Origin of the sequence: Eikenella halliae (genome assembly GCF_001648475.1) — a bacterium.
GTDB lineage: Bacteria > Pseudomonadota > Gammaproteobacteria > Burkholderiales > Neisseriaceae > Eikenella > Eikenella halliae.
This window is the reverse complement of sequence record NZ_LXSQ01000028.1, coordinates 17,587-41,389: the sequence shown is the minus strand read 5'-3', so window position 1 is coordinate 41,389 and position 23,803 is coordinate 17,587. Positions and strand designations below refer to the sequence as shown.

Here is a 23,803-nt window from a genome sequence, read left to right as displayed (position 1 = left end):
TGCACTGCATGATAAAGGCTACCTGAAAAACGGAAGGGGGTTTTCAGGTAGCCTTTGTGATTAATAAATACCAAACTATTCTTCGTCCGGCGGCAAATCGGCGCTGCCCATGCGGCGCAGGATGATGCGGGTTTTGTTGCGCAGGCGGCGGTCGTTGCGGTGTTGTTGGAAGTATTTGGGGTTGGGCAACATGGCGATGAGGGAGGCGGCCTCGCCGGCGCGCAGGCCGGATGCCGGCTTGTGGTAATAATGCTGGGCGGCGGCTTCGATGCCGTAGATGCCTTCGCCGAATTCGGCCACGTTCAGATACACGGTGAGGATGCGCTCTTTGCTCCACATTTTTTCCATCATCACGGTAATCACGGCTTCTTCGGCTTTGCGAATATAGGAGCGCTCGGCAAATAAAAACAGGTTTTTGGCCAGCTGCTGGCTGATGGTGGAGCCGCCGGCGCGGATGGTGCCGCTGCGCTGGTTGCGGCGCATGGCGTGTTCGATGCCGTTCCAGTCGAAGCCGTCGTGGTTGCTGAATTGGGCGTCTTCGCTGGCGATGGCCGCCTGTTTCACCACGCGGGCGATTTGGCTGTCGTCCACCCAGGTTTGCTGCACGCGGGAGAAGGTGGAGAGATTGTGGCGCAACATAAAGGCGCTGGTGTGCACGGGCTGGCCTTTCCAATAGGCCAAGAGCAGGAAAACCAGCAGGTGGAAGCCCAGCAGGAAGAGGACGATGCCCCACATCAAGCGTTTAAACCAGCGGCGCAGCAGGCCGGGGCGTTTTTTAGCGGGCGGGGCAGCGGGGGCGGGCTGGGGGACGGGGCTGGAAACGAGTTCGGTGGGCTGGGTATCCATCGGCAAATCAATCGTGGCAAGACGGGGCGATTATAAAGGAATCCGGTTTTAAGTTTGGTGAAGCTTGCGTTTTGGCTTTGCCAAGACACCGTTTCAGGTAGCCTTTCAGTATGGCCGGCAGGCTACCTGAAAACATCGGATCCAACCTGGCTGGCACAAGGCTGGGGCGAAACAGCCAACCGTTAAATCGAGAAGTCTTCGCGGATGGGTTCGTATAGCGCCTGCTCGATGCGTTTGCGGGTGAGACTGGGCAGATAGAGCTGCATGAAATCATAGGCATAATTGCGCAGATAGGCATCCTGCCGCACCACGATATAGGTGAAAGCTGGCTTAAACAGATGATCGGCAGGCAGGCAAACCAAATCGGCATCGCGCTGCGGGTCGTAGGCCGTGTCGGCCACCAGTCCCACGCCCAAACCGGCACGCACATAGGTTTTAATCACGCCCGCGTCCATGCTGGAAAGCGCCACCTGAGGCAGGGCGAGCCCGCTGCCGGCAAAGGCCTGCTGCAAAGCCGTATCCTGTTCGGCATCGGTGTAGCCGATAAGCGGCACAGACGACAAATCCGCCAAACCGATGCGCCCTTTGCCCGCCAGCGCGTGCCCCTGCGGCACCAGCACACAGCGGTTCCAAGCCCGCGCGCTGATGTGGCGCAGCTCGGAATGGCGTGCGTCCGCTTCCGAATTGATGGCGAAATCGGCCAAACCCTCGGCCACCATCCTGTCTACCGCCGAAGGCTCGGCAGGCAGCAGCGACAAGCCCACTTTCGGATACCGCCGGAAAAACTCGGCCACCACCGGCGGCAGCACATGCCGCGCTTGGGTGTAGGTGGTGGCGATCGTGAGGCGGCCGCTGTCCTGTTCGGCAAACTCCGTGCCGATGTTGCGGATGCTCTGCACGTCGCGGAAGATGCGCTCGGCAATTTCCAGCACGGCCTGCCCCGGCGGCGTAACCGCCACAATGCGTTTGCCGTGCCGCACAAACAATTGCACGCCCAGCTCGTCTTCCAGCAGTTTTATTTGCTTGGAAATGCCCGGCTGGGAAGTGAACAAAATTTCCGCCGCCTCCGAAATATTCAGATTGCAGCGGTAAACCTCCAAAAAATAGCGCAGCTGTTGCAGTTTCATGGTGCATCCAAGTGATATTTGTCGGATTTATGCGACAGGCCAACCGCCAAAGTGCCGCCGAAATCACCGGTTCCACCCGAAACCGGTAAGGGCTGGATAGTATCATAGCCCGCCATCGTTATTTTGCCGCATGCCGGTAATTTTCGGCGGGATTTGTTGCTTTTTAGCAACTTATGAGGAAATATCCCTTCCTTTTGCCATTATCCTGCTGACAGCTAGGGTAATTTTGGGCATGATTGAGCACATAGGAAACGGAGGCGCCCGTGCAGCGGGTAGCCAATTCCTTATTGACAGTTCGGGCACGGTTTTTTATAGTGACACCCCGAATATATTTGGATTACCGCAGTATTTGGGCGGTCCGTATATGGTGATTTTTGTGAAGGCCGGCATGCTGCAAAGCTTGCCAAGTCTGCGCATAACAAACTTTTTGATGAGGGAATAACATGACCAAACAGCTTAAATTAGGCGCTTTGTTCTTGGCCTTGGTTGCTTCCGGTGCCGCCATGGCGGACAGCAGCTTCAACAATGAAAAATACGGCTACACCATCAGCCAGCAGTCTCGCGAAGTGGTTCGCTCCAACTATGAGCCCAACGGTGCTCACGAATGTTGGGAAAACAGCTTCTTGAACGGCGAAGTGGATCGCTTGGGCTTGGTAGAGTGCGGCGACCGTCAACCGGAAGCTCCTCCTGCTCCTGCCGAACCGCAAGTACGCGAAGAGCTGGTATCTCTGTCATCCAAATTCCTGTTTGGTTTTGACAAATTCAATCTGCGTCCTGAAGCTCGCACTACTCTGGATGAACTGGCTCAGCGCCTGACCGGCAGCAATGTGCAATCTGTACGTGTTGAAGGTAACACTGACTTTATGGGTAGCGATGCCTACAACCAACGCTTGTCTGAGCGTCGTGCTAACACTGTTAGCGAGTACTTGGTTGGTCGCGGTGTACCAGCTGAGAAAATCTCTGCTGTTGGCTTGGGCGAGTCTCAAGCTAAGATGACCGAACAGTGTCAGCAGGAAGTTCGCAACTTGGGTCGTCGCGTTTCTGCCGCCCGTAAACGTAGCGCTCTGATTGCATGTATTGAGCCGGATCGCCGCGTAGACGTTCGTATCCGTACTCTGGTTGAACAGCCTGCTCAGTAATCGCTAACTAATTAGCGTTTAATACTGAAAAACCGGACTTTATACAAAGTCCGGTTTTTTCGTGCATACTACTTGTAGCTAGAGATAACTTAAAGAAATAGCTGCTTGCACTACATCTCCCATTGCCTATATAGGTGCGATGGCGCAAAATTCGCCTGCTGGAAAATATTTTATTAAAAATAATCTTATGCTGGAAAAACTCCTACTTCTCTGCCAATACTGTTCTCGCCTGCTATTAGCATTCGTGCTCTTCTTCTATTTTCAGGTAGCCTTTGCCATCGACTTCGGCCATATCCAGCCGGATGAAGTAGCCGTTTATGTGCAAGACCTCGATAGCGGGCAAATCCTGCTTGCGCATCGGGCCGATGCTTCCATGAATCCTGCATCCACCATGAAATTGGTCACCACCTTCGCCGCCTTGCGCGGATTGGGTGGTGATTACCGCTGGCAAACCCAGTGGCGCAGCAGCGGCACGGTGGCCAATGGCTCTCTGCAGGGCGATTTATATTGGATAGGCAGCGGCGACCCCTCTTTCGACCAGCCCGATTTGTTGGATATGCAGCAGCAGCTGGTGCGGCAGGGCATTATGTCGTTAAACGGCAAAGTGGTACTGGATCGGCGCGTTTGGGGCAGCCTTGCCGGTGCGGAAGGTTTTGAAAACGATGCAGACGAAAGCTTCGTGGTGCCGCCCGACCCCCACATGATTGCCTACAAATCCCTTTGGATTACTGCCGCCCGCAATGAATCCGGGCAGCCTGTTTTCCTACTCAATCCGCCACTCTACGGTATTCAAACCGATCTCAGCCAACTCACTGAAACCAACGGCCGCTGCGGCAAGCTTTCCAATCATGTTTCCGCCAAATTTGAAAACGGCATGCTGGTATTTCGTGGCCGCCTGCCGGCTGCTTGTATGGGCGAGAAAATGTTTATCAATTTGTTCGATGCCGCGCGATTTGCCGAAGAAAGTTTTCGCGGCCATTGGCTTGCGCAGGGCTTGGGCGGCCTCTATGGCTTTGGCCGGGGAGCTGCCCCCGGCAACAGCCGCATTTTGGCCACGCACTTTTCCAAGCCGCTGAGCGAGGTGCTGACCGACATGAACAAACACTCCAACAACCTGATTGCACGAACGGTTTTCCTCACACTCGGTCATCAGGAAAACGGCCCGCACAGCGTGCAGAACGCCGAAGCCGCCGTGCGGCGGCAGCTGGTTTCGGCCGGGTTGGACGACGAAGCGCTGGTGCTGGAAAACGGTTCCGGCCTTTCCCGCCGCGAGCGGCTTACCGCCCGTTTTCTCGGCAGCATGCTGTTTCAAGCCTACCGCTCTCCCTTCCGTGATACTTTCATCCACACCCTGCCGATTGCCGGCACTGACGGCACCCTACGCGGCCGCTTCCGCCAGCTCGGCCGCTCGCTGCGCATGAAAACCGGCACCCTTCGCGACGTGCGCGCGCTGGCCGGCTACTGGCTGCCGCCCAATGGGCGCAAGCTGGCTGTGGTGGTGATTATTAACAGCCACCGTTCCGGCGGCTACCTGCCCGATATGGATGCCATGGTGCGCCGGATTGTGCACGATGCCGATGTATTGGATAACATGCAAACCATACCCGCCCAATAATTGGCCATGCAGCGGGAAAGCTGCCGCATACCTTATCCCACAAGGAAAAGCTGGCAAAGCGGGGCATTTTCAGGTAGCCTAACGCAGTTTATAGCGGATCAATCCGCCATATCACCATTTTGATTTTTCCACCCCTTTTCTCAGGAGTAAACCATGAGCGAACAAGAACAACAGCAACCGATTTTCAACGTAGAAAGACTGTATGTAAAAGATTTGTCTTTGGAAGTGCCGCACGCACCGGAAGTATTCCTCAGCCAAGATGCGCCGAACGTGGAAATCCAAGTACACACCGATTCTAAGCAACTGGAAGAAGAACACCACGAAGTAACCGTTACCGTAACCGTTACCGCCAAGCTGCCCGATGGCAAAGTATTGTTCCTGAACGAAGTGGCGCAGAGCGGCATTTTCCGTTTGGCACACATTCCCGAGCAGGACGTGAAAGTATTGCTCGGTATTGCCTGCCCGAACATCCTCTACCCCTATGCCCGCGAAGCCGTGTCTTCCTGCATCACCCGCGCCGGCTTCCCGCCCGTGGTATTGATGCCGATCAACTTCGAAGCCATGTACGAACAGCAACAAGCCGCCGCCAACGCTCCGGCTGCCGGCAACGCTTAATTCGAGGCCGGACAAGGCAAACAGGCTATGGCAGGGAAAACCATAGCCTGTTTTTTGTTTTATAGCGGATAAAATATAGTGGATTAAATTTAAATCAGGACAAGGCGGCGAGCCGCAGACAGTACAGATAGTACGGCAAGGCGAGCCAACGCTGTACTGGTTTAAATTTAATTCACTATAAAACGCTGCCGCATTGGCCTGCCTTACGTGTGCTGCCTGTGGCTGGCCGCCTTGCCTCATCCTTAAATTTAATCCGCTATGTATAAAATGCAAATTGAAAACCCCGTATCCAGCTTCCTTATTCAGGTAGCCCAACCAAGAAATTCTGGTTTTAGCAGAACGGCCAAACCTAGCTCTCCGCCCATCGCGCTATAATCCGCCGTTTAAAGGCTACCTGAAACCCAACTCCCGTTTTTCAGGTAGCCCATCCTCATCACACACCGTCACATCATGCACACCGAACCCGCCAAATTCCGCACCGCCTCCTACATCCTGATGGCCGCCGCCCTGCTGGTTATCCTGTATTTCCGCTTCCTGCCGCTGCTGCTCTCCATCATCCTCACCTACATTTTCATCAACCGCACCAACGGCCTGATTCTGTGGATGCGCCACCGCCTGCTGCCGCACAACACCTTCCTGCACCGCTCGCTCAATGTGCGCAACATCAACTTCATGTCCGCCACGCTCACCATCAGCCTAGTGCTCTTAGCCATCACCCTAATGGCACTGGGCGTGTACCGCCTGATTCACAGCGGGCACATCACCGTGATGCTGGCCAAGCTCGCCGCCATCCTGGCCGACACCAAAAACAGCGGCGAGCTGCCGCCCACCATTTTGAATATGCTGCCCGAAAATCTGGCCGAAATCAAAGCCGCCGCCGCCGAACTGCTCACCGAATACGGCGCCACGCTCACCCGCATCAGCAAAAACAGCTTCACCTCCTTCGTGTACGTGCTCATCGGCGTGATTATCGGCGCGCTGCTCAGCTTCCACCGCCTCAACACCCGCCGCAGCCGCCATCAGATGCCGCCATTCAAAGCCCAGCTGGTGCGGCGCATTACCAACTTCCAAACCAGCTTCGAGCGCGTGTTTATCGCCCAAGTGAAAATCTCTCTAATCGACACCGCCGTTACCGCTGTTTATCTGTATCTGATTCTGCCCGCCTTCGGCGTGGAACTGCCTTTCCGCCTCACCGTGCTGGTGATTGCCTTTGTAGTGGGGCTGGTGCCGGTGGCCGGTAATTTGGTGTCCAACACGGTTATCATCATCCTCAGCCTGGGCGCGTCGCTCTATGTGGCCGCGGCTTCGCTGGTGTTTTTGGTGGTGGTGCACAAGCTGGAATATTTCCTCAACGCCAAAATCATCGGCTCGCAAATCGAATCGAGCGCATGGGAATTATTGCTGGTGATGGTGGTGTTCGAACGCATTTTCGGCATCGGCGGCATCATCATCTCGCCCGTGTATTATGCTTATTTGAAAAACGAGTTGAAGCAGGCGGGGCTGATTTGAAGGGCAAAGGCTACATAAAATATCAAAGGCTACCTGAAATTTTTTCAGGTAGCCTTTAATTATATTTTCAGATGGTTGAGTTAATTTGGTTTTTGGCAACGGATGACCATATTGATATGGTTAATGTCCTGTCTGGAAGAGCTCTTGATTGCATAAGCCGGCCGGGCATACTTCCTGAGCCTTCTCCAACGCCAGTTTTTCACAGAGTACGCCACAGAAAGAGCCGTCGATACTTATCAAATTCCCATTTTTCCCGTCAGCTTCAATAACGCTGGAAGAAATGGCAGGGGAAGGGGTACGGACAACGCAGGCTTGAAGAGCCAAAGCAGCCAAGATGCAGAGTGTTGATTTTTTTATTTTCAGTTCCTTGCACAGGTACAAAATTTGAAGAAATGCAAAAGTTGGTTTTAATGCCTGCAACAGGCTACCTGAAAATTTTCAGGTAGCCTGTTTCTTATTTCAACTCCCTGCTGCAATTTCCGGGCAAAGCCATGCCCAAGCGCTGTACTGCCGCTTTGCCTTGTGCTTCATCTACAGCCTCCAATCCGGCTCCACCCACAAACACACCCATTTTCATGTATTGGCGCACAAAGTAGTTTTTGCCTGCTTCGGTAGCCAGCGTCAGTTCATTAGGAGAAAATTCGGATTCGGTTGCAATTGTATGGGTTTCGTTACCCTTCACCTCGGTAAAGAAAAACACATTGGGTGCAGATTCGCCCAAGCATACTTTATCCACCCAAATGTCTTTGCGCAAAGCCCCTCCTAAGAAGCCTTCCCGATACACATACAGGCCTGACATTCCTTCGCGGGGAGGGTTAAATTCCTTGGCATGGTTGGCGCTGGCTATATCGCTCATACTGACCGAAGTACAGCCGGAAGCAAGTAAAACAGCCATAATGGCCGGGGCAAACTTTTTGAAACTCATAGTCATGATATTCCTTGAAAATCAGTTAATAACAAATTACCTCTTAAATCAGCTTAAACGAGATACAGCCCGTCATCATCAGTGTCATCAAGCACAGCACCACAATATTCATCAATTTCTTCGTGTTCTTCATAATTCTCAGGCAAGGTAAAAGAATAAAGGTATCTTCATTATGAAAGCGGCAGCCTGTGCAGCCTTGTATTTCTTTACACAGATTTGCCAACCACCAACAATCGAGATAATATCCTTACGCCCTTGGCGGACTCAATCGGGAAAATCGGTTTTTCCAACCGATTTTCGGCTTTAAATCCCAACTACATAGAACGGCATCATCATGGCGGTAAGTGATAAAATCCGCGCCTTGCGCGAACTGAACAATTGGTCTCAGGAAGACATGGCCGAACGTTTGAATATTTCAAAAAGCAGCTATTCGCGGCTGGAGAGGGACGAGAGTAAATTGGATTTAGCCAAACTGGAAAAACTGGCTGCCATCTTTAAAATAGATATTGCCGAATTGATTACCACCGACGGCAAAGGTTTAGTTTGCCTGATTGGAGAAAACAGCGGCAGCAACGCCAACTACTACGGCCAGCCGGAAAGCCTGACCGCCGAAATTGAGAAACTCAAGCTCAGCATTGGGCATGCGCAGGAGCTGCTTTCCTATAAAGACCAAATCATCCGGCAAAAAGATAATGAAATCGACGCATTGCAGCGGCTGCTGGATGCCATGCAAAAATAGTTTATCAGCATGCAAAGAGGCTACCTGAAACTTTCAGGTAGCCCCTGCGTTATAATATTGCCCCTCCCCCACGCGAGCCGAATCGTGAGCTTCTTCGAGCGTTTTATCCATGCCCTGATGTTTGAAACCGGCGCGGTGCTGATTTCTGCTGCGGCCGTGCTGCTGTTCGGGCTTTCCCATGCCGGCACGGCGTTCGGCATGAGCGTGGCGGTGTCGGTAACGGCGATGGTGTGGAATTTCCTGTTCAACTGGGGTTTCGACAAAATCTTCACCGGCCGGCGCGAGCGGCGCGGCTGGGGCGTGCGGATGCTGCAAACCGGCGCGTTTGAAGGCGGGCTGCTGTTTTTCACCACGCCGCTGATTGCCTGGTTTCTGCACATTACGCTGTGGCAGGCGCTGCTCACCGACATCAGCCTCACCCTCTTGATTGTGCTCTATTCCCTGGCCTACAACTGGGCGTTCGACCACATCCGCGCCTATTGGCTGGCCAATCGGCACAAGGTTTCCTAGCCGCCAGATTTTATTCTTGGTATAGATGGAGTAAAATCCGCCTAACATTCCAACAGGCTACCTGAAACAGCCGAATCCCTTTTCAGGTAGCCCTAATCTTTATCCGAAACCGCAATTTATGGACAACAAACAACAACTGCAAGAAGGCCTTGCCGCCCTCGGCCTCAACCTTTCCACCGCCCAGCAGCTTTTGCTACTCGAACACGCCTCGCTGCTGCAAAAGTGGAACCGCACTTACAACCTCACCGCCCTGCGCCGCAACGACCAAATCATCAGCCGCCACATTCTCGACAGCCTCACCCTGCTGCCCTATGTGAAAGAGGCGAAAACCCTGATGGACGTAGGCTCCGGCGGCGGCATGCCCGGCATTCCCACCGCCATCTGCCGCCCCGACCTGCAAATCACCCTGCTCGATGCCAACACCAAAAAAACCGCCTTCCTGCAGCAAACCGTGATCGAGCTAGGCTTGAGCAACGTTACCGTGGCCGCCGGCCGTGTGGAAACCATCTACGATAAAAAAGTGGACGTGGTCACCAGCCGCGCCTTTGCCGAGCTGGCCGATTTTGCCGCGCTCACCAAACACCTGCTCAACGAAAACGGCTACTGGGCCGCCATGAAAGGCGTGTATCCCTACGAAGAAATCGAGCAGCTGCCCGCGAATATCGAAGTGGTGTCTGCCGATAAGCTCGACGTGCCCATGCTGGAAGCCGAGCGGCATATGGTGATCATGCGCCCCAAGCGTGCATGAAGCCGAAATTAGCCCGAATTTCCAGTTTTCCCAACCCTTCCCGTAGAAAGGCCGGATGATGAGCGCTACCGTTATCGCCATAGCCAACCAAAAAGGCGGCGTGGGCAAAACCACCACCGCCGTCAATCTGGCCGCCTCCCTGGCCGAACGCAAACAGCGTGTGCTGGTGGTGGATCTTGATCCGCAGGGCAACGCCACCACCGGCAGCGGCATCGACAAAAGCAGCCTGAGCAACGGCACCTATCAAGTGCTGCTCGAGCAGGCCGCAGCCGCCGATTCCCGCCTCAAAAGCCCGCACGGCCGCTACCACATCCTCGGCGCCAACCGCTCCCTGGCCGGTGCCGAAGTGGAGCTGATTCAGGAAATTGCCCGCGAGATGCGCCTCAAAACCGCCATCAAGCCGCTTTTGCCCGAATACGACTACATCCTCATCGACTGCCCGCCCACCCTCACCCTGCTTACCCTCAACGGCCTCGTGGCCGCCGACCGCCTCATCGTGCCCATGGTGTGCGAATACTACGCCCTCGAAGGCATTTCCGACCTCATCGCCACCGTGCGCAAAATCCGCAAAGCCATCAATCCCAAACTCGACATCCTCGGCATCGTGCGCACCATGTACAACCCGCAAAGCCGCCTGTCGCTGGAAGTAGGCGAGCAGCTGGAAAAACACTTCTCCCGCCTCGTGTTCAACACCATCATCCCGCGCAACGTGCGCCTGGCCGAAGCCCCCAGCCACGGCATGCCCGCCCTGGCCTACGACCCCAAAGCCAAAGGCAGCATCGCCTATTTGGAACTGGCCGACGAAGTCATCGCCCGCTGCAAAGCGGCTTAAAATCAGAAAGAAAGGCTACCTGAAAATTTCAGGTAGCCTTTTTCCCGTAGGGCGGGCAAACCGTTGCCCGTGCAAAAACCCTATCCGCATCCGCTCAAACACAGCAATGCCGGCGCGAAAGTTAAGCTGCCTGGCCACAGGCTACCTGAAACCCCGTTTGACAAGCCCTGCCCCGCTTTGTAAAGTCCCGTTTTCCCAACCACCCACACGGAGATGCCCATGCGCACCCTGTTTAAAGCCCTTGCCGTCTTTGCCCTCACCCTGTTTATTGCCGCCTGTTCCGGCGGCGGCACGCCCGAGAAAACCGCCGAACAATTTATCCGCGACGCCTACAACGGCAACGGCGACGCCGTGGTGGCCATGCTCTATATCCCCGCCGATGCCAAACCCGGCGAAAAAGAAATGGTAGAAGGCAAAATGCGCTCCTCTGCCGCCGAAGTGAAAGCCAAAGCCGAAGCGCGCGGCGGCGTGAAAAACATCACCGCCGAACCCGCCGAAATCGACCAGCAAGACCCAAACCGCGCCCGCGTGAAGCTCGCCATCGAATTCGGCAACGGCGAATCCACCTCCGACCGCGTGCGGCTGATTAAAATAGACGGCAACTGGAAAGTACAAGTTTTCTAACCATGCGCCGCCGCCTCATCCAGATTGCCGCCTGCCTGCTGATTGCAGCATGTGCGGCAATCTTTTTTGCCGGCCGCCCGGCCTTTTCAGGTAGCCTCACCGCCGATGCGCCGCTGCCTGCCCGCACCGCCGTCCTGCCCTCAAACGGCCTCCTGCAGGAAGGCGACTGGGTATTCCGCCACGGCACCGCCACCGACAGCCGCCTCATCCGCGAGCTCAGCCGCAGCCGCTTCTCCCACATCGGCATCGTGGTGCAAACCCAGCCCGAAGTATGGATTGCCCACGCCACCACCGACGACGACCCCACCCATCCCAACCAAGTCCTGCTCACCCCGCTGGCCGAATTTGCCGCGCCCCGCCTCTCCTTGCAAACCGCCTACGCCCGCCCCCGCTTCCTCAGCCCCGAACAACGCCGCGCCAGCGCCCACCACGCCGCCGCCCAGGCCGGCCGCCCCTTCCGTCTCACCGCCCGCGCCGAACAGCCCTACTACTGCACCATCCTCCTGCTCGACGCCGTGCGCACCCAAGCGCCCGCCTTCAATCCGCCCTGGCAAAATATCGACCTGGCCGTATTTCGCGGCGAATACCTCTTCCCCGAAGCCTTCGCCCAAAGCGACATCGAATGGCTCGCCGTCATCCCCGCCCAAGCCCCTGCCGATGCCCGCTAAAGCAACAAGCCTAGCTACCAACTGTTTTCAGGTAGCCTCATCCCGCCTTGAGGCTACCTGAAAAATTGAAATCCGCGCCGCCGCCCTAATCTGCCGCCTATTCCCAACCGTTTCAAAAAGGAAGCACCATGCAGCAATTCGACGGCACCACCATCGTTTCCGTGCGCCGGGGCGGCCAAGTCGCCATCGGCGGCGACGGCCAAGTCAGCCTGGGCAACACCATCATCAAAGCCACCGCGCGCAAAGTGCGCAAACTGTATAACAACACCGTTTTGGCCGGGTTTGCCGGCGGCACGGCCGATGCGTTTACGCTGATTGAGCTTTTTGAAGCCAAATTGCAGAAACACCAAGGCCGGCTCACCGTATCCGCCATCGAGCTGGCCAAAGAATGGCGCACCGACCGCGCCCTGCGCCACCTCGAAGCCATGCTGATTGTGGCCGATAAAGACAACACCCTCATCATCACCGGCAACGGCGACGTGCTCGAACCGGAAGGCGGCATCGCCGCCATCGGCAGCGGCGGCTCCTACGCCCAAGCCGCCGCCCGTGCACTGGTGGAAAACACCGAGCTGCCGCCCGAAACCGTGGTGAAAAAAGCGCTGGAAATCGCCGGCAGTATCTGCATCTACACCAACGACCAGCACACGGTGGAAACGCTCTAAGCACCGGCCGAATATAAGAAAAGCTACCTGAAAACCGGTTTGAACCGTTTTCAGGTAGCCTTTGCCGTTTGGCGCCAACATGCTTGCAGCTTGTCTATGGTTGGAAGGGCTAGGTTTCAGGTAGCCTGCGGCAAATGCGCAGGCTGGCTCAAATAGCAAACGCCCAAGCGCAGTCATCAGTTTGAATTGAATATCGGCATCGAAATAAGGCTACCTGAAAATAATCGGCTCATCGTTTTCAGGTAGCCTTTACCACCAAACCAGCTATTTATTTTCCTTTTTTCCCTTTCTCCGGCTCACTACTCCACCAGCGCCACAGCAGGCGGCCGAATTTGGGCAGCAGTTGGCGTTGTTTGGCGGCGGGCAAGACGGCGGCCTGCCACAGCAGCATGGCCAAGGGCAGGCTATCGGCCAGTTTGAGCCAGTCGATGGGCTTGTTGGCGCGGTTTCGGCTTTGTTGGCGCAGCTGTTCGCTGTGGATTTTCAGGCGGGCGAGTTCGGCCTGCAGGGCGAGCAGTTCGCGCTGCTGTGCCTTGCTGAGCGGCTGCTGGGGCTGAGGATTCATTCGGTCTGCTCCGGCGCGGTGTCGGCAGGCTGGGTGTTTACACTGGCGGTATGGCCGCGCAGGGTATCGAGGTCGCGGCGCATGTCGGCAAGGGTGGAGGCTACCTGAACACCGGCCTGCCGCCAGCCGGACAGGGCGCGGGCGAGCAGAAGCCAAGCGATAAGCAGGAGCAGCACGGGCAGGCTGAAAAACACCCAGATTTTGATGTGTACGGGCAAGACGGCATCGAGGCCGAAAAAGAGGCTGACCAGGGCGGCGAGCAATAACACGCTGCCCGCGAGCAGGGCGGCGGTGATTTTGATGAAGCTGGCGGCTTGGCCGGACAGGTCGATGCCGAGGATTTGCAGGCGCAGCAGCAAGAGATCCGCACCTTGGTTGATGAGGAAGCGGATGTGGTTGATGTTGTGTTTGAGGCTCATGCGGCGCTCCCGTTCGGATGGGATAGGGGTGCCAAATAGGCGGGCAACGCTATTTTATGCCTAATTTGGTGCAACGATAAAACGCCCGCCTGCACATGGCGGGGCGGGCGGCCGGGTGGCAAGCATTAACGGCGGTTAAGCAGCACTCCCACGACCAAACCGGCGAGGGCGGCGAAGCCCATGGCGTAGTAGGGTTTGTCTTGCACCAGTTGGTCGGCCTGGCGGGCGGTCTGTTTCACGCGCTCGGCAGCCACTTCTTCAAAATCGCCCAATTTGCGCTGGGCGGCCTGCAATTTGCGCTGCAGCTTGCCGCGCAGCTGCTCGGCTTCTTTGCTGCCTTCTTCAACGCTGCTGTGGTACAGCTCTTCCACGTCGTCGAGCACGGCGCGCACTTCTTGCAAGAGTTCTTCTTTCTGCTGGTCAAAATCTTTACTCATGTTTTCGTCTCCTGATTAGGTTGGGGGAGCAGCGTTCTGGCTGCCGCTTGGGTTTATATGGAGCAACGGAATGGTTTATCAAGGCTACCTGAAAAATATACCGCCATCTTTTCAGGTAGCCTTTCCCGCCCTGCCTGAGGCTGCCTGAAACCCTGCATCGTATGCGGTAAGCCGATAGGGCGGTTTGATTTCACTTTTGCCACACCGTGGGCCAGCCTTCGGCCGATTAGTATCGAATAGTGTTAATCCATTATATAATCAAGATTTTCTGTATTCATCCCCCGGAGTGTTTGTGTCGGATTTGAGCAAAGGCGTGGTGTTGTGCCTGCTGTCGCAGCTGCTGTTTAGTGTGCTGTATTTGTTTAGCCATTGGATGCAGCCGATTAGCGGCACGGATGTGTTCGCACTGCGCATGGTGGTGATGGCGGCGGGGCTGTGGCTGATCACGCTGCGCCTCATCGGCCTGCCGGCCATGCTGCGCTTTGTGCGCACGCATTTGAACAGCCGCCGCCGTTGGCTGCTGTTTTTGTTGGGCACGCTGGATGTGGCCAGCCAGTTTTGGCTGTTTATGTGGGCGCCGGTCAATAACGAGGGCGTGAACGTGGCGATGGGCTATTTCCTGTTTCCGGTGGTGATGGTGCTGGCGGGGCGGTTTTGGCTCAAGGAGCGGCTCAACGGCCTGCAAACGGCGGCGCTGGTGCTGGCGGGCTTGGGCGTGGCGCACGAAATATGGACGCAACAGGCTTTTTCGTGGACCACGCTGTGGGTGTGCCTGGCGTATCCGGTGTACTACCTCTACCGCCGCGAGATGAAAATCCCCGCCCTGCAAGGGCTCACGCTGGATTTAACCCTGATCCTGCCCTTCGCGCTGGCCTATCTGCTGTGGCACGCGGATATGACGGCATGGGTGCTGGGCGAGCCGCGCTATTGGCTGCTGCTGCCGCTGCTGGGCATGGCCAGCGCGGTGTCAATGTCGCTCAACCTGAAATCGGGGCTGCTGCTGCCGGTTAATTTGTTCGGTATGCTCAGCTATGTCGAGCCGGCCTTGCTGTTTTTGCTGGCGGTGTTGGTGTTGAAAACGCCGGTGCAGCCCTCGGCCTACATCACCTACGGCCTGATTTGGGCGGGGCTGCTGCTTCTGGTGGCCAACGGCTGGCGCAGCATGCAGCAATCGCGTCATAAACAAGTTTAATCAAACCATGCTGTATTAATAGCATAGAATAATTTTCCACTCCCATACACCGAGGAACACCATGACCGAATCCCAAACCCGCCAGCTGCCCGCGCACGAACTGGTGATGTCCGAACTGATGATGCCCAACACCGCCAATTTCAGCGGCAATGTGCACGGCGGCGAGCTGTTGCTCCTGCTCGACCAGGTGGCCTATTCCTGCGCCAGCCGCTACAGCGGGCACTACTGCGTTACCCTGTCTGTGGACAAAGTATTGTTTAAAGAGCCGATTCATGTTGGCGAGCTGGTAACGTTCTATGCCAGCGTCAACTACACCGGCCGCACTTCGATGGAAGTCGGCATCCGCGTGGAAGCGCAAAACATCCGCACCGGCCAGGTGCGCCACACCAACAGCTGCTACTTCACCATGGTGGCCGTGGAAAACGGCAAGCCCGTGCCCGTGCCGCCGCTGCAAATCACCAGCGAACGCCAGCGCTGCCGCCACGAAAAAGCGCTGCAGCGCAAACAGCTCAGCCTGCAAGCCTCCGCCTCCCTTTCCTGCGGCTGCGAAGCGGAATAAGGCTACCTGAAACTTACAGGCCGGGCAGAAATGCCCGGCAAACCGGCACGGGCGCAAAAGGCTACCTGAAAATAACCGGCAGCCTTCAGCCCGCGCACCGCTTGCGATAAAATACCGCTTTTTTCCAGGATTCCCGATATGTTCCGAACTTTGCTGGGCGGCAAAATCCACCGCGCCACCGTTACCCGCGCCGATTTAAACTATGTAGGCAGCATCACCGTGGATTTGGATCTGCTCGATGCGGCGGGCATCTGCGTGAACGAGAAAGTGCAGATTGTGAACAACAACAACGGCGAGCGGCTGGAAACCTACACCATCGCCGGCGGACGCGGCAGCGGCGAAATCTGCCTCAACGGCGCGGCGGCGCGGCTGGTGCAGCCGGGCGACGTGGTGATCATCATGTCGTACGTTTTGCTCTCCGAGCCGGAAATCGCCGCGCACCGGCCGAAAGTGGTGCTGGTGGACGCGCAAAACAAAATCCGCGACGTTATCGACTACGAACCGGCCAATACCGTTTTATAGTGGATTAACAAAAACCAGTACAGCGTTGCCTCGCCTTGCCGTACTATTTGTACTGCCTGCGGCTCGTCGCCTTGTCCTGATTTTTGTTAATTCACTATATAAACCCCAAAGGCTACCTGAAAGCAATGCCTCGGCAATGCCGGGCTTGGATTTTGTGTAGCCAAAGCGGCCGCTTCAACAAGGCCCGAATCCCCAACCGAGTTTCAGGTAGCCCGCTGCTCTATTTACGGGCTACCTGAAACCCCCAAACCACCTGTTTTCAGGTAGCCCCAAGCCAACCATGAATATCCTCATCAGCAACGACGACGGCTACCAAGCCGAAGGCCTCGCCATCCTCACCCGGGTGGCCGCCGAATTTGCCAACGTGCGCGTGGTCGCCCCCGAGCGCAACCGCAGCGGCGCCAGCAATTCGCTCACACTCGACCGCCCGCTGCGCATTCAGGAAGCCGCCAACGGCTTCTATTTTGTCGACGGCACGCCCACCGACTGCATCCACCTCGCCCTGCACAGCCTGCCCGATTTCCAGCCCGACTGGGTATTTTCCGGCATCAACCACGGCGCCAATATGGGCGACGACACCCTCTACTCCGGCACCGTGGCCGCCGCCACCGAAGCCTATCTGCTCGGCATTCCCGCCATCGCCTTTTCGCTCAACGACAAAAGCGGCCGCTATTGGCGTACCGCCGAACAGGCCGTGTGGCGGCTGCTCACCCATCTGTTCGCCGCACCCAAGCCCGCCGCGCCCGTGCTGTGGAACGTCAACATCCCCGCCGTGCTGGAAAACCAAATCCAAGGCATCGCCACCGTGCGCCTGGGGCGGCGGCATCATCAGCAAAGCGTGGTGGCCGCCCGCAGCCCGCGCGGCGAGAATGTGTATTGGATCGGCGCAGCCGGCGAAGTGCTCGGCCGCGAAGAAGACACCGATTTCGCGCAAAACGAAGCCGGCATGATTACGGTTACCCCGCTCTCCGTGGATTTAACCGACCACGCAGGCCTAGGCGGCGCGGCACAATTCTGGCAGGACACCGCACGATGAACGCAGCACACACCGGCGGCAGCTTTGATTGGCGGCGGCGCAATATGGTGCAACGGCTGGCCAAAATGGGCATCGGCCGCGCCGACGTGCTCGCCGCCATGGGCAACGTACCACGCCATGTGTTTGTGGAAGAAGCCCTGCGCTCGCGCGCCTATGACGATATGTCGCTGCCATTGGGGCTGGGGCAAACCATTTCCCAGCCCTACACCGTGGCCGTGATGACCCAGCTCATGCTCGGCGATGCGGCAGCGGAAAACTTCGGCCCGGTGCTGGAAATCGGCACCGGCTGCGGCTACCAAACCGCCGTGCTGCAAGCCGTGGGGCTCAAGCAGATTTATTCGGTGGAACGGCTGCAGGCGCTGCACGAAAAAGCCAAACACAACCTGCGCACCGCCCGTTTGCTCGGCGGCACGCGGCTGGTGTGCGGCGACGGCTACCTCGGCCTGCCCGAAGTCGCCCCGTTCAACGGTATCCTTGTCACCGCCGCGCCCGCCGAAGTGCCGCTCCCCCTGCTGCAACAGCTCGCCGTGGGCGGCCGCATGGTGATCCCGCTGGACGAAGGCGGGCAGCAATACCTGTGGCTCATCGAAAAAACCGCCCACGGCTTTCAGGAAACTTGCGTGCATGAAGCCCGCTTTGTACCGCTGATTAACGGAACTTAACCGCGATAAACGCCGCCCAACCTTGCATGAAAGCGCACGGATTGCTTATGATTGTGCTGTTTCCGTGCACAGAAAGCCCGCATCCCCATGAATCAATTGTTTACCTTCCGCACCCTTCCCCTCGCCCTCACCGTTTTCCTTGGCGCTTGCGCCCTCACCCAGCCCCCCGCCCCAGTGGTGTCAGGCAACGGTGCCGACTACGGCAACAACTACGGCGGCAATACCGCCGCGGCCGACAACAATCCCTACGGCGCGCAACCCTACAGCCCGCCTGCCGCCACCCAAGCCGCCAACACTACCCCCTACTCTCCGCCCGCTGCTGCGCCCGCTCCCTATACCCCGCCCGCAGCCAGTGCCGCTCCTGCCGGCGGCAGCGGCTACACTCCGTCTTACGCTCCGGTGGACGTGAACGCCGTCCAGCACACCGTGGTGCGCGGCGACACCGTGTATAACATCGCCCTGCGCTACCGCATCAGCCAAGACAATCTGCGCGCTTGGAACAATCTGTCCGACAACAACATCAACATCGGCCAAGTATTGCGCGTGAAGCCCGCCGGCTACACCCCGCCCGCCACCGCGCAAACCCCGCCGCCCGCTACTCCGCCGCGTACCACCCCTGCGCCGACGCCCACTCCCGCCCCGTCGGCTAACACTGCGGCCACCCCCGCCGCCACGCCTTCCGTATCCGGCAGCACCCGCAGCGCCGCCGGCATCACTTGGCAGCGCCCCACCGCCGGCAACATCCTCACCCGTTTCGGCGGCAGTGAAAAAGGCATCAACATCGGCGGCACCGCCGGCCAGCCCGTTGTGGCCGCTGCCGACGGCAAAGTGGTGTACAGCGGTTCCGGCCTGCGCGGCTACGGCAACCTCATCATTGTGCAGCACAACCAAACCTACCTCACCGCCTACGGCCACAACCAGCGCCTGCTCGTGCGAGAAGGCCAAACCGTGCGGCGCGGCCAAAGCATTGCCACCATGGGCAACAGCGACAGCCAGCGCGTGCAGCTGCACTTCGAGCTGCGCAAAAACGGCCAGCCGGTAGACCCGCTGCAATACATTCCGAACTAATCCCTCGGGCGAAACAAAGGCTACCTGAAAACTGCAAACCGGTTTTCAGGTAGCCTTTTGAATGCGCCGACAAAATAAAGCCTGTTATAGTGGATTAACAAAAATCAGGACAAGGCGGCGAGCCGCAGACAGTACAGGTAGTACGGCAAGGCGAGGCAACGCCGTACTGGTTTTTGTTAATTCACTATATTTCCGTGTATGGCGGAATACTGCCCATACCAAGGGCAAGCCAAGGCCGTCAAAGCGGGTTGGCTATACCGCCTTCCGCCCAATACTCACCCTATCCAGCCCGGCCAAGTCGCGCAGGGTTTCCACCTGCTGCCAGCCGTGTTCGGCCAATATGCCGCGCACGGCTTCGCCTTGGTTCCAGCCGTGTTCCAGCAATAGCCAGCCGCCGGGTTTCAGGTAGCCTTGGGCTTGGGCGGCGAGGGTGCGGATGTGGCTGAGGCCGTCGGCAAAATCGGTGAGCGCGGCGGCGGGCTCGAAGCGCAGGTCGCCTTGCTGCAAATGCTCGTCTCCGGCTTCGATGTAGGGCGGATTGCTGGCGATGACGTCGAACAAGCCTTCTGTCGCGGGCAGAGCCGCAAACCATGAGCCTTGCGCCCATTCGATGCTTGCGCCCAGCGCGGCGGCATTGGCTTGCGCCACGGCCAGCGCATCCGGGCTGATGTCGGAAGCGCGCACGGCGGCATCGGGGCGCTCCAGCGCCACGGTAAGGCCGATGATGCCGCTGCCGCAGCCCAAATCCCACAGCCGCCCGCCCGGGGGCAGGCGGGCAAGCGCGGCTTCCACCAAAAGCTCGGTTTCGGGGCGCGGAATCAGCACGGCGGGCGACACGCGGAAACTTCTGCCGTAGAACTCGCGGCTGCCGAGCAGATAGGCCATCGGCTCGCCACGGCGGCGGCGCGCGGCCAGCATGTCGAGCACGGCGCGTTGCGGCTGCGGCAATTCATCGCCGCTGCGGCTAATGAGCCGCACATGAGTGATGCGGCACACGGCTTCCACCAGCAGCCGCGCTTCCAGGCGGGGCAGTCGGCAGGCATCGAGCCATTGTTGGAAAGTCATGATTGCTTCTTTAAATCAATAAAACGGCGGCTATGGTAGCCGAAACGGCGGCGCGGCAAAAGGCTACCTGAAAGCGTCGACTCGGCTGCAGTTTCTAGCCAAGCTAAAAATGATGATCGCCATTGAAGCGGCATTTTCAGGTAGCCTCCAGCTCCCGCAAGCTTGGAAACGCTTTTCCCTGCCCAACAGGCCATTTTTGCCGTCGTCATTGAGTGGTGCAGCAATGCGCAAGGCTACCTGAAACTTGGTCGACTGCTCGTGCGGGAACAGCATCGTCTCCGAGCCGTCCACCCATCTGCCGCAGGCAATAATCTGCCAAAAAAACGCGGCTATCGCAGCTTTATTCCTTACCCACAAAAGCTGTGGAAAACTTTGTGGAAAACCCTGTGGGAAGCGTAAGATTTCCTGATAAATCAGGCCTTGGCTTAGGTTGCGTAAAAAATGGCCAATTTTTATAAAATATATAGATATCAATATCTTAAATGAAAGCGAAACTTGTCAAGCGGCAGATTTGAGCCTTTATGCCAATCCGAAAGCGGCTTCCTTAGCCTCTTGTGGGAAAACCAAAAAAATTTCCGCCAAAACGCTTGACAGGGCGCGTAGCTAACGTAAATTGCCGTCCTGTCTGAGAATTTGCCCAGCGAAAGATTTATCGTGCCATCAACCCCGTTTTTTCCACCCAAACATACCGACACCCCGCCCGCCGCCTGGTTGTTTTGCCGCGTAATCGACAACTACGGCGACATCGGCGTTTCCCTGCGGCTGGCACGCCGGTTGAACGAAGCCGGTTTTCAGGTAGCCCTCTGGCACGACCGTCCCGCCGCGCTGGCCAAACTGCTCGGCGAAGCCCCGCTGCCTGCCGCAATTCGGGCGCACCATTGGCAGGGCGATGCGGCCGAAAGCATCGCGGCCGAATTGGCTGCAGTTGCGCCCGCCTTAGTCATCGAAACCTTCGGCTGCGATTTGCCCCCCGCCGCGCTGGCCGCCGTCCGCACACACCGCCAGCTGTGGCTCAATTGGGAGTACCTCAGCGCCGAACCTTGGGCGGAAGCCATGCACGGCAAGCCTTCGCTGCAAGCCGACGGCACGGAGAAATATTTCTGGCTGATGGGTTTTAGCGAAACCAGCGGCGGCCTCCTGCGCGAAGCAGGCTACCTGAAAAAACAGCAGGCCTTTCTCGCCAACCCCGCCGCCCAAGCCGCCTTGCGCCGCCGCTTGGGGCTACCTGAAACCCCGCGCCGCGCCGTGCAATGTTTCTGCTTCGGCTATGCCGGCGCACAATGGGCCGATTGGCTCGCCGCCTGGCAGGCAGCGGGCGAAGCCTTAGACGTATGGCTGGCCGACCGGCAAATTATCCACAGCCTGCACCAAGCCGGCGCGATTCCCGAGCATGCCCTGCGCGAGCCCGGCAGCGTGTGGCAGGATGGCGCGGTGCGGCTGATCCGCATCGGCTTTGTGCCGCAGGCCGAATTTGACGCCGTGCTGTGGCTGGCCGATATGGCCATCGTGCGCGGCGAAGACAGCTTCGTGCGCGCCCAGCTCGCCGGCAAGCCCCTGCTGTGGCACATCTATCCGCAAGCCGAGCAGGCACACCTGCCCAAGCTGCACGCCTTTTGGCATAAAGCCGCCGCGTTTGCCCCGCTGCCTGCCGCCCACCAAGCCCTTTCCGACGACTTGAACCACGCCGCCGCGCTCACGCCCGCCGCCCGCACCGAAAGCTGGCGGCAGCTGCTGCAACAGCTGCCGCAATGGCGGCAGGCTGCCGAGCAATGGCAGGGCAAACTACTGCGCCAGCCCGATGCCGTAGAGCGCGTGCTGGCGCGTTGGCCGGAGCTGGTGGGTTGAAAGTACATTGCTGCCGCCCAAACGCTGCTCAAACAAAACAACTTTCAGGTAGCCTTTAAAAGGCTACCTGAAAACCAATCCGGGCAACAAAATGATTTACACGCCGCAAAAGCCCGCCCGCGCAGATTTCGGTATAATGCGCCCCTGTTTTAACAACCACCTAATGAGAACAAACCCATGAAGCACACCCTCTCCGCCATTTTGCTGGCCGCATTGCTGCCTCTGGCCGCCTGCAACGCCCAGCCCGCCGTGCAGCAAAACGCTTCCGGGGCTGCCGCTTCGGCCGCCTCCGCGCCTGCCGGCAGCCCAGAAGCCGTTATCCGCAACAAGCTCATCCAAACCTACGGCGACCAAGACCTGGAAGTGTTGAGCGTTACCCCCGCCCCCGTCAGCGGCCTGTATGAAGTGTTCCTTTCCGGCAACCAGCTGGTGTACATGACTGCCGACGGCAACTATATGTTTACCGGCGATTTGATTGATGTGAACAAACGCAGCAACCTTTCCGAAACCCGCCGCGAAGAGCTCAACCGCATCGATTTCTCCACCCTGCCGCTCGATTCCGCCATTAAAGAAGTGCGCGGCAACGGCAAGCTGAAAGTGGCCGTGTTCTCCGACCCCGACTGCCCCTTCTGCCGCCGTTTGGAAAAAGAATTCGAGCAGATGACCGACCTCACCATCTACAACTTCATGATGCCCATCCCCAGCCTACACCCCTCCGCCGAAGCCAAAGCCGTGCGCATTTGGTGCAGCCCCAACCGCACCGCCGCCTGGACCGAATGGATGCGCAAAGGCACCGTGCCGCCCGAATCCGCCGGCTGCGAAAACCCGGTGAAAGAAACCATGGCGCTGGGCAACCGCTACGGCTTCAACGGCACCCCCACCGTAGTGTTCCCCAACGGTAAGGTGATGGCAGGCTATATGCCGAAAGAAGAATTGCAAAAAGTATTGGAAGCCAACCAGAAATAAGGCTGATACCGATAGCTTGCAAAGCAACAACAGGCTGCCCGAAAACCATTTTCCGGTTTTCGGGCAGCCTGTTGCTTTGGAATGCAGTTGGGGGCGCAGATTAGCACAAGCCTTGCAGAAGCGGATTTATAGTGGATTAAAATAAGAATGGGACAAGGCGGCGAGCCGCAGACAGTATGAGCAATACGGCAAGGCGAGCCAACGCTGTAGCATTCTTATTTTAATTCACTATACCTGCCTGAAAACGAACCTGCCCCGGTATCCGAACCGGCAACGGATTGCCCGCCCTGCGGCTGTTTTTCGGCTTGAAAAACAGCCTGTGCTTTTTTCAGGTGGCCTGAGCAAGGGGGAAAAGCAGTCGGCCAACGGCTTAGCATTCTACTTTTAATCTGCCGCCCAGCCGTCTACACGCGTATTCAGCGGTAGCTGACAATAATCGCCGTGCTGCCGTCTTGTTTGTGGTAATACGCGCCTGCGCTGCCCCATGCGAAGCGGCGGCATTTGCCTGCGGCCGATATTTGAACGGTGCAGGGCGCGCTGCCGATCTGTTTGTCCAGCCAGCGGTCGAATTCCTGCCTGCGTTGCAGTTCGCGCGCTTCCGTCCATACTTCCCAGCTGTTGTCTTCGCCTATCGGGCAGAAAAATACCGACACGCTGTCCAGCCGCTCCTGCCCGAAGCGTGCGGCAACGGTGTATTGCCGAAACGTGTCGGCAAACGACAGCCCGAAATGGGTGGTTCCGGCGTATGGGACGAACGGGCGGGCTTGGGGATACCGGGCGGCCAAGTCAGACAAGGCGGTATGCGCGGTGATGATGTTGCCGTCCGGCAGGGTAATGCTGCCGTTTTCGGAGTTGAGCTTCATTTTGTTTTTGATTCGGCTTCAGTTTGGCGCAGAATGTGCAGGCAA

29 protein-coding genes and 1 pseudogene are annotated in these 23,803 nt (G+C 57.6%); 21 read left to right on the top strand and 9 right to left on the bottom strand.

Annotated features, from left to right (window positions below):
* Window positions 1-75: 75 nt before the first annotated feature.
* Entirely contained in the window at window positions 76-846 is a 771-nt protein-coding gene (mtgA, locus tag A7Q00_RS11105) for a monofunctional biosynthetic peptidoglycan transglycosylase (protein ID WP_218915565.1), read from the bottom strand.
* A 182-nt stretch (window positions 847-1,028) separates the two neighbouring features.
* The gene (locus A7Q00_RS11100; RefSeq protein ID WP_064090596.1) at window positions 1,029-1,973 is read right to left on the bottom strand and encodes a LysR substrate-binding domain-containing protein; all 945 of its coding nucleotides are present in this window, start codon (window positions 1,971-1,973) and stop codon (window positions 1,029-1,031) included.
* A 443-nt stretch (window positions 1,974-2,416) separates the two neighbouring features.
* Here A7Q00_RS11100 and A7Q00_RS11090 point away from each other — a divergent pair, with 443 nt between their 5' ends.
* From A7Q00_RS11090 to A7Q00_RS11075, 5 genes and pseudogenes are all read left to right on the top strand, one after another.
* Complete coding sequence (locus tag A7Q00_RS11090; RefSeq protein WP_064090594.1) at window positions 2,417-3,112, top strand: OmpA family protein; 696 nt, start codon at window positions 2,417-2,419, stop codon at window positions 3,110-3,112.
* Between the two features lie 187 nt (window positions 3,113-3,299).
* Complete coding sequence (gene dacB, locus A7Q00_RS11085) at window positions 3,300-4,727, top strand: D-alanyl-D-alanine carboxypeptidase/D-alanyl-D-alanine endopeptidase (RefSeq protein WP_064090593.1); 1,428 nt, start codon at window positions 3,300-3,302, stop codon at window positions 4,725-4,727.
* A gap of 153 nt (window positions 4,728-4,880) precedes the next feature.
* Window positions 4,881-5,342: a protein-export chaperone SecB gene (gene secB / locus A7Q00_RS11080; protein ID WP_064090592.1), complete on the top strand. Its 462-nt coding sequence runs from the start codon at window positions 4,881-4,883 to the stop codon at window positions 5,340-5,342.
* Window positions 5,343-5,407: 65 nt separating this feature from the next.
* A pseudogene (locus tag A7Q00_RS13760) lies at window positions 5,408-5,520 on the top strand (IS5/IS1182 family transposase); the annotation flags it as partial.
* Window positions 5,521-5,792: 272 nt separating this feature from the next.
* The gene (locus A7Q00_RS11075; protein WP_064090591.1) at window positions 5,793-6,851 is read left to right on the top strand and encodes an AI-2E family transporter; all 1,059 of its coding nucleotides are present in this window, start codon (window positions 5,793-5,795) and stop codon (window positions 6,849-6,851) included.
* Between the two features lie 120 nt (window positions 6,852-6,971).
* Here the strand turns inward: A7Q00_RS11075 and A7Q00_RS11070 are convergent, their stop codons facing one another.
* The gene (locus tag A7Q00_RS11070; RefSeq protein WP_064090590.1) at window positions 6,972-7,271 is read right to left on the bottom strand and encodes a hypothetical protein; all 300 of its coding nucleotides are present in this window, start codon (window positions 7,269-7,271) and stop codon (window positions 6,972-6,974) included.
* Between the two features lie 34 nt (window positions 7,272-7,305).
* Window positions 7,306-7,782: a DUF2846 domain-containing protein gene (locus tag A7Q00_RS11065; RefSeq protein WP_245637576.1), complete on the bottom strand. Its 477-nt coding sequence runs from the start codon at window positions 7,780-7,782 to the stop codon at window positions 7,306-7,308.
* 328 nt (window positions 7,783-8,110) lie between these two features.
* Between A7Q00_RS11065 and A7Q00_RS11060 the strand changes: the two genes are divergently transcribed.
* From A7Q00_RS11060 to hslV, 7 genes are all read left to right on the top strand, one after another.
* A complete protein-coding gene (locus A7Q00_RS11060) occupies window positions 8,111-8,515 on the top strand; it encodes a helix-turn-helix domain-containing protein (protein WP_064090589.1) in 405 nt (134 codons plus the stop codon).
* A 9-nt stretch (window positions 8,516-8,524) separates the two neighbouring features.
* The gene (locus A7Q00_RS11055; RefSeq protein WP_245637575.1) at window positions 8,525-9,025 is read left to right on the top strand and encodes a PACE efflux transporter; all 501 of its coding nucleotides are present in this window, start codon (window positions 8,525-8,527) and stop codon (window positions 9,023-9,025) included.
* 118 nt (window positions 9,026-9,143) lie between these two features.
* Window positions 9,144-9,773 (top strand): 16S rRNA (guanine(527)-N(7))-methyltransferase RsmG, encoded by a 630-nt coding sequence (gene rsmG, locus A7Q00_RS11050; RefSeq protein WP_003824470.1) that lies wholly within the window; start codon window positions 9,144-9,146, stop codon window positions 9,771-9,773.
* Window positions 9,774-9,831: 58 nt separating this feature from the next.
* On the top strand, window positions 9,832-10,605 hold the full coding sequence (locus A7Q00_RS11045; RefSeq protein WP_064090689.1) for a ParA family protein: 774 nt from the start codon (window positions 9,832-9,834) through the stop codon (window positions 10,603-10,605).
* A 219-nt stretch (window positions 10,606-10,824) separates the two neighbouring features.
* Complete coding sequence (locus tag A7Q00_RS11040; RefSeq protein WP_064090588.1) at window positions 10,825-11,229, top strand: DUF4878 domain-containing protein; 405 nt, start codon at window positions 10,825-10,827, stop codon at window positions 11,227-11,229.
* A gap of 2 nt (window positions 11,230-11,231) precedes the next feature.
* A complete protein-coding gene (locus tag A7Q00_RS11035; protein WP_064090587.1) occupies window positions 11,232-11,897 on the top strand; it encodes a YiiX/YebB-like N1pC/P60 family cysteine hydrolase in 666 nt (221 codons plus the stop codon).
* 128 nt (window positions 11,898-12,025) lie between these two features.
* Window positions 12,026-12,559, top strand: a complete 534-nt coding sequence (gene hslV, locus A7Q00_RS11030; protein ID WP_064090586.1) for an ATP-dependent protease subunit HslV — start codon at window positions 12,026-12,028, stop codon at window positions 12,557-12,559.
* Window positions 12,560-12,827: 268 nt separating this feature from the next.
* Here hslV and A7Q00_RS11025 read toward each other — a convergent pair whose 3' ends face one another.
* The 3 genes from A7Q00_RS11025 to A7Q00_RS11015 form a co-directional block, all read right to left on the bottom strand.
* Window positions 12,828-13,124: a hypothetical protein gene (locus tag A7Q00_RS11025; protein WP_064090585.1), complete on the bottom strand. Its 297-nt coding sequence runs from the start codon at window positions 13,122-13,124 to the stop codon at window positions 12,828-12,830.
* Window positions 13,121-13,543: a phage holin family protein gene (locus A7Q00_RS11020; protein ID WP_064090584.1), complete on the bottom strand. Its 423-nt coding sequence runs from the start codon at window positions 13,541-13,543 to the stop codon at window positions 13,121-13,123. The genes A7Q00_RS11025 and A7Q00_RS11020 overlap by 4 nt, the downstream gene beginning before the upstream one ends.
* 125 nt (window positions 13,544-13,668) lie before the next feature.
* Entirely contained in the window at window positions 13,669-13,980 is a 312-nt protein-coding gene (locus A7Q00_RS11015) for an ElaB/YgaM/YqjD family protein (protein WP_064090583.1), read from the bottom strand.
* Window positions 13,981-14,272: 292 nt separating this feature from the next.
* Between A7Q00_RS11015 and rarD the strand changes: the two genes are divergently transcribed.
* The 6 genes from rarD (at window position 14,273) to A7Q00_RS10985 (ending at window position 19,019) form a co-directional block, all read left to right on the top strand.
* On the top strand, window positions 14,273-15,172 hold the full coding sequence (gene rarD / locus A7Q00_RS11010; RefSeq protein ID WP_179946229.1) for an EamA family transporter RarD: 900 nt from the start codon (window positions 14,273-14,275) through the stop codon (window positions 15,170-15,172).
* A gap of 61 nt (window positions 15,173-15,233) precedes the next feature.
* Window positions 15,234-15,731: an acyl-CoA thioesterase gene (locus A7Q00_RS11005; RefSeq protein ID WP_064090582.1), complete on the top strand. Its 498-nt coding sequence runs from the start codon at window positions 15,234-15,236 to the stop codon at window positions 15,729-15,731.
* 138 nt (window positions 15,732-15,869) lie between these two features.
* Window positions 15,870-16,253 carry an aspartate 1-decarboxylase gene (gene panD, locus A7Q00_RS11000; RefSeq protein WP_064090581.1) on the top strand — a complete coding sequence of 128 codons (384 nt, stop codon included), beginning with the start codon at window positions 15,870-15,872 and terminating at the stop codon, window positions 16,251-16,253.
* Window positions 16,254-16,533: 280 nt separating this feature from the next.
* Entirely contained in the window at window positions 16,534-17,289 is a 756-nt protein-coding gene (gene surE / locus A7Q00_RS10995) for a 5'/3'-nucleotidase SurE (RefSeq protein ID WP_064090580.1), read from the top strand.
* On the top strand, window positions 17,286-17,951 hold the full coding sequence (locus tag A7Q00_RS10990; protein WP_064090579.1) for a protein-L-isoaspartate(D-aspartate) O-methyltransferase: 666 nt from the start codon (window positions 17,286-17,288) through the stop codon (window positions 17,949-17,951). The genes surE and A7Q00_RS10990 overlap by 4 nt, the downstream gene beginning before the upstream one ends.
* An 87-nt stretch (window positions 17,952-18,038) precedes the next feature.
* Window positions 18,039-19,019: a peptidoglycan DD-metalloendopeptidase family protein gene (locus A7Q00_RS10985; protein ID WP_064090578.1), complete on the top strand. Its 981-nt coding sequence runs from the start codon at window positions 18,039-18,041 to the stop codon at window positions 19,017-19,019.
* A 252-nt stretch (window positions 19,020-19,271) separates the two neighbouring features.
* On the opposite strand, the gene prmC is transcribed toward A7Q00_RS10985, so the two are convergent.
* Window positions 19,272-20,084: a peptide chain release factor N(5)-glutamine methyltransferase gene (gene prmC / locus A7Q00_RS10980; protein ID WP_064090577.1), complete on the bottom strand. Its 813-nt coding sequence runs from the start codon at window positions 20,082-20,084 to the stop codon at window positions 19,272-19,274.
* Window positions 20,085-20,193: 109 nt separating this feature from the next.
* Between prmC and A7Q00_RS14205 the strand changes: the two genes are divergently transcribed.
* From A7Q00_RS14205 to A7Q00_RS10965, 3 genes are all read left to right on the top strand, one after another.
* Window positions 20,194-20,325: a hypothetical protein gene (locus tag A7Q00_RS14205; protein WP_281179015.1), complete on the top strand. Its 132-nt coding sequence runs from the start codon at window positions 20,194-20,196 to the stop codon at window positions 20,323-20,325.
* 413 nt (window positions 20,326-20,738) lie between these two features.
* Window positions 20,739-21,929: an elongation factor P maturation arginine rhamnosyltransferase EarP gene (gene earP / locus A7Q00_RS10970; protein ID WP_064090687.1), complete on the top strand. Its 1,191-nt coding sequence runs from the start codon at window positions 20,739-20,741 to the stop codon at window positions 21,927-21,929.
* A 177-nt stretch (window positions 21,930-22,106) separates the two neighbouring features.
* Complete coding sequence (locus A7Q00_RS10965) at window positions 22,107-22,895, top strand: DsbC family protein (protein ID WP_064090575.1); 789 nt, start codon at window positions 22,107-22,109, stop codon at window positions 22,893-22,895.
* Window positions 22,896-23,311: 416 nt separating this feature from the next.
* On the opposite strand, the gene A7Q00_RS10960 is transcribed toward A7Q00_RS10965, so the two are convergent.
* Complete coding sequence (locus A7Q00_RS10960; RefSeq protein ID WP_064090574.1) at window positions 23,312-23,758, bottom strand: hypothetical protein; 447 nt, start codon at window positions 23,756-23,758, stop codon at window positions 23,312-23,314.
* Window positions 23,759-23,803: the final 45 nt, after the last annotated feature.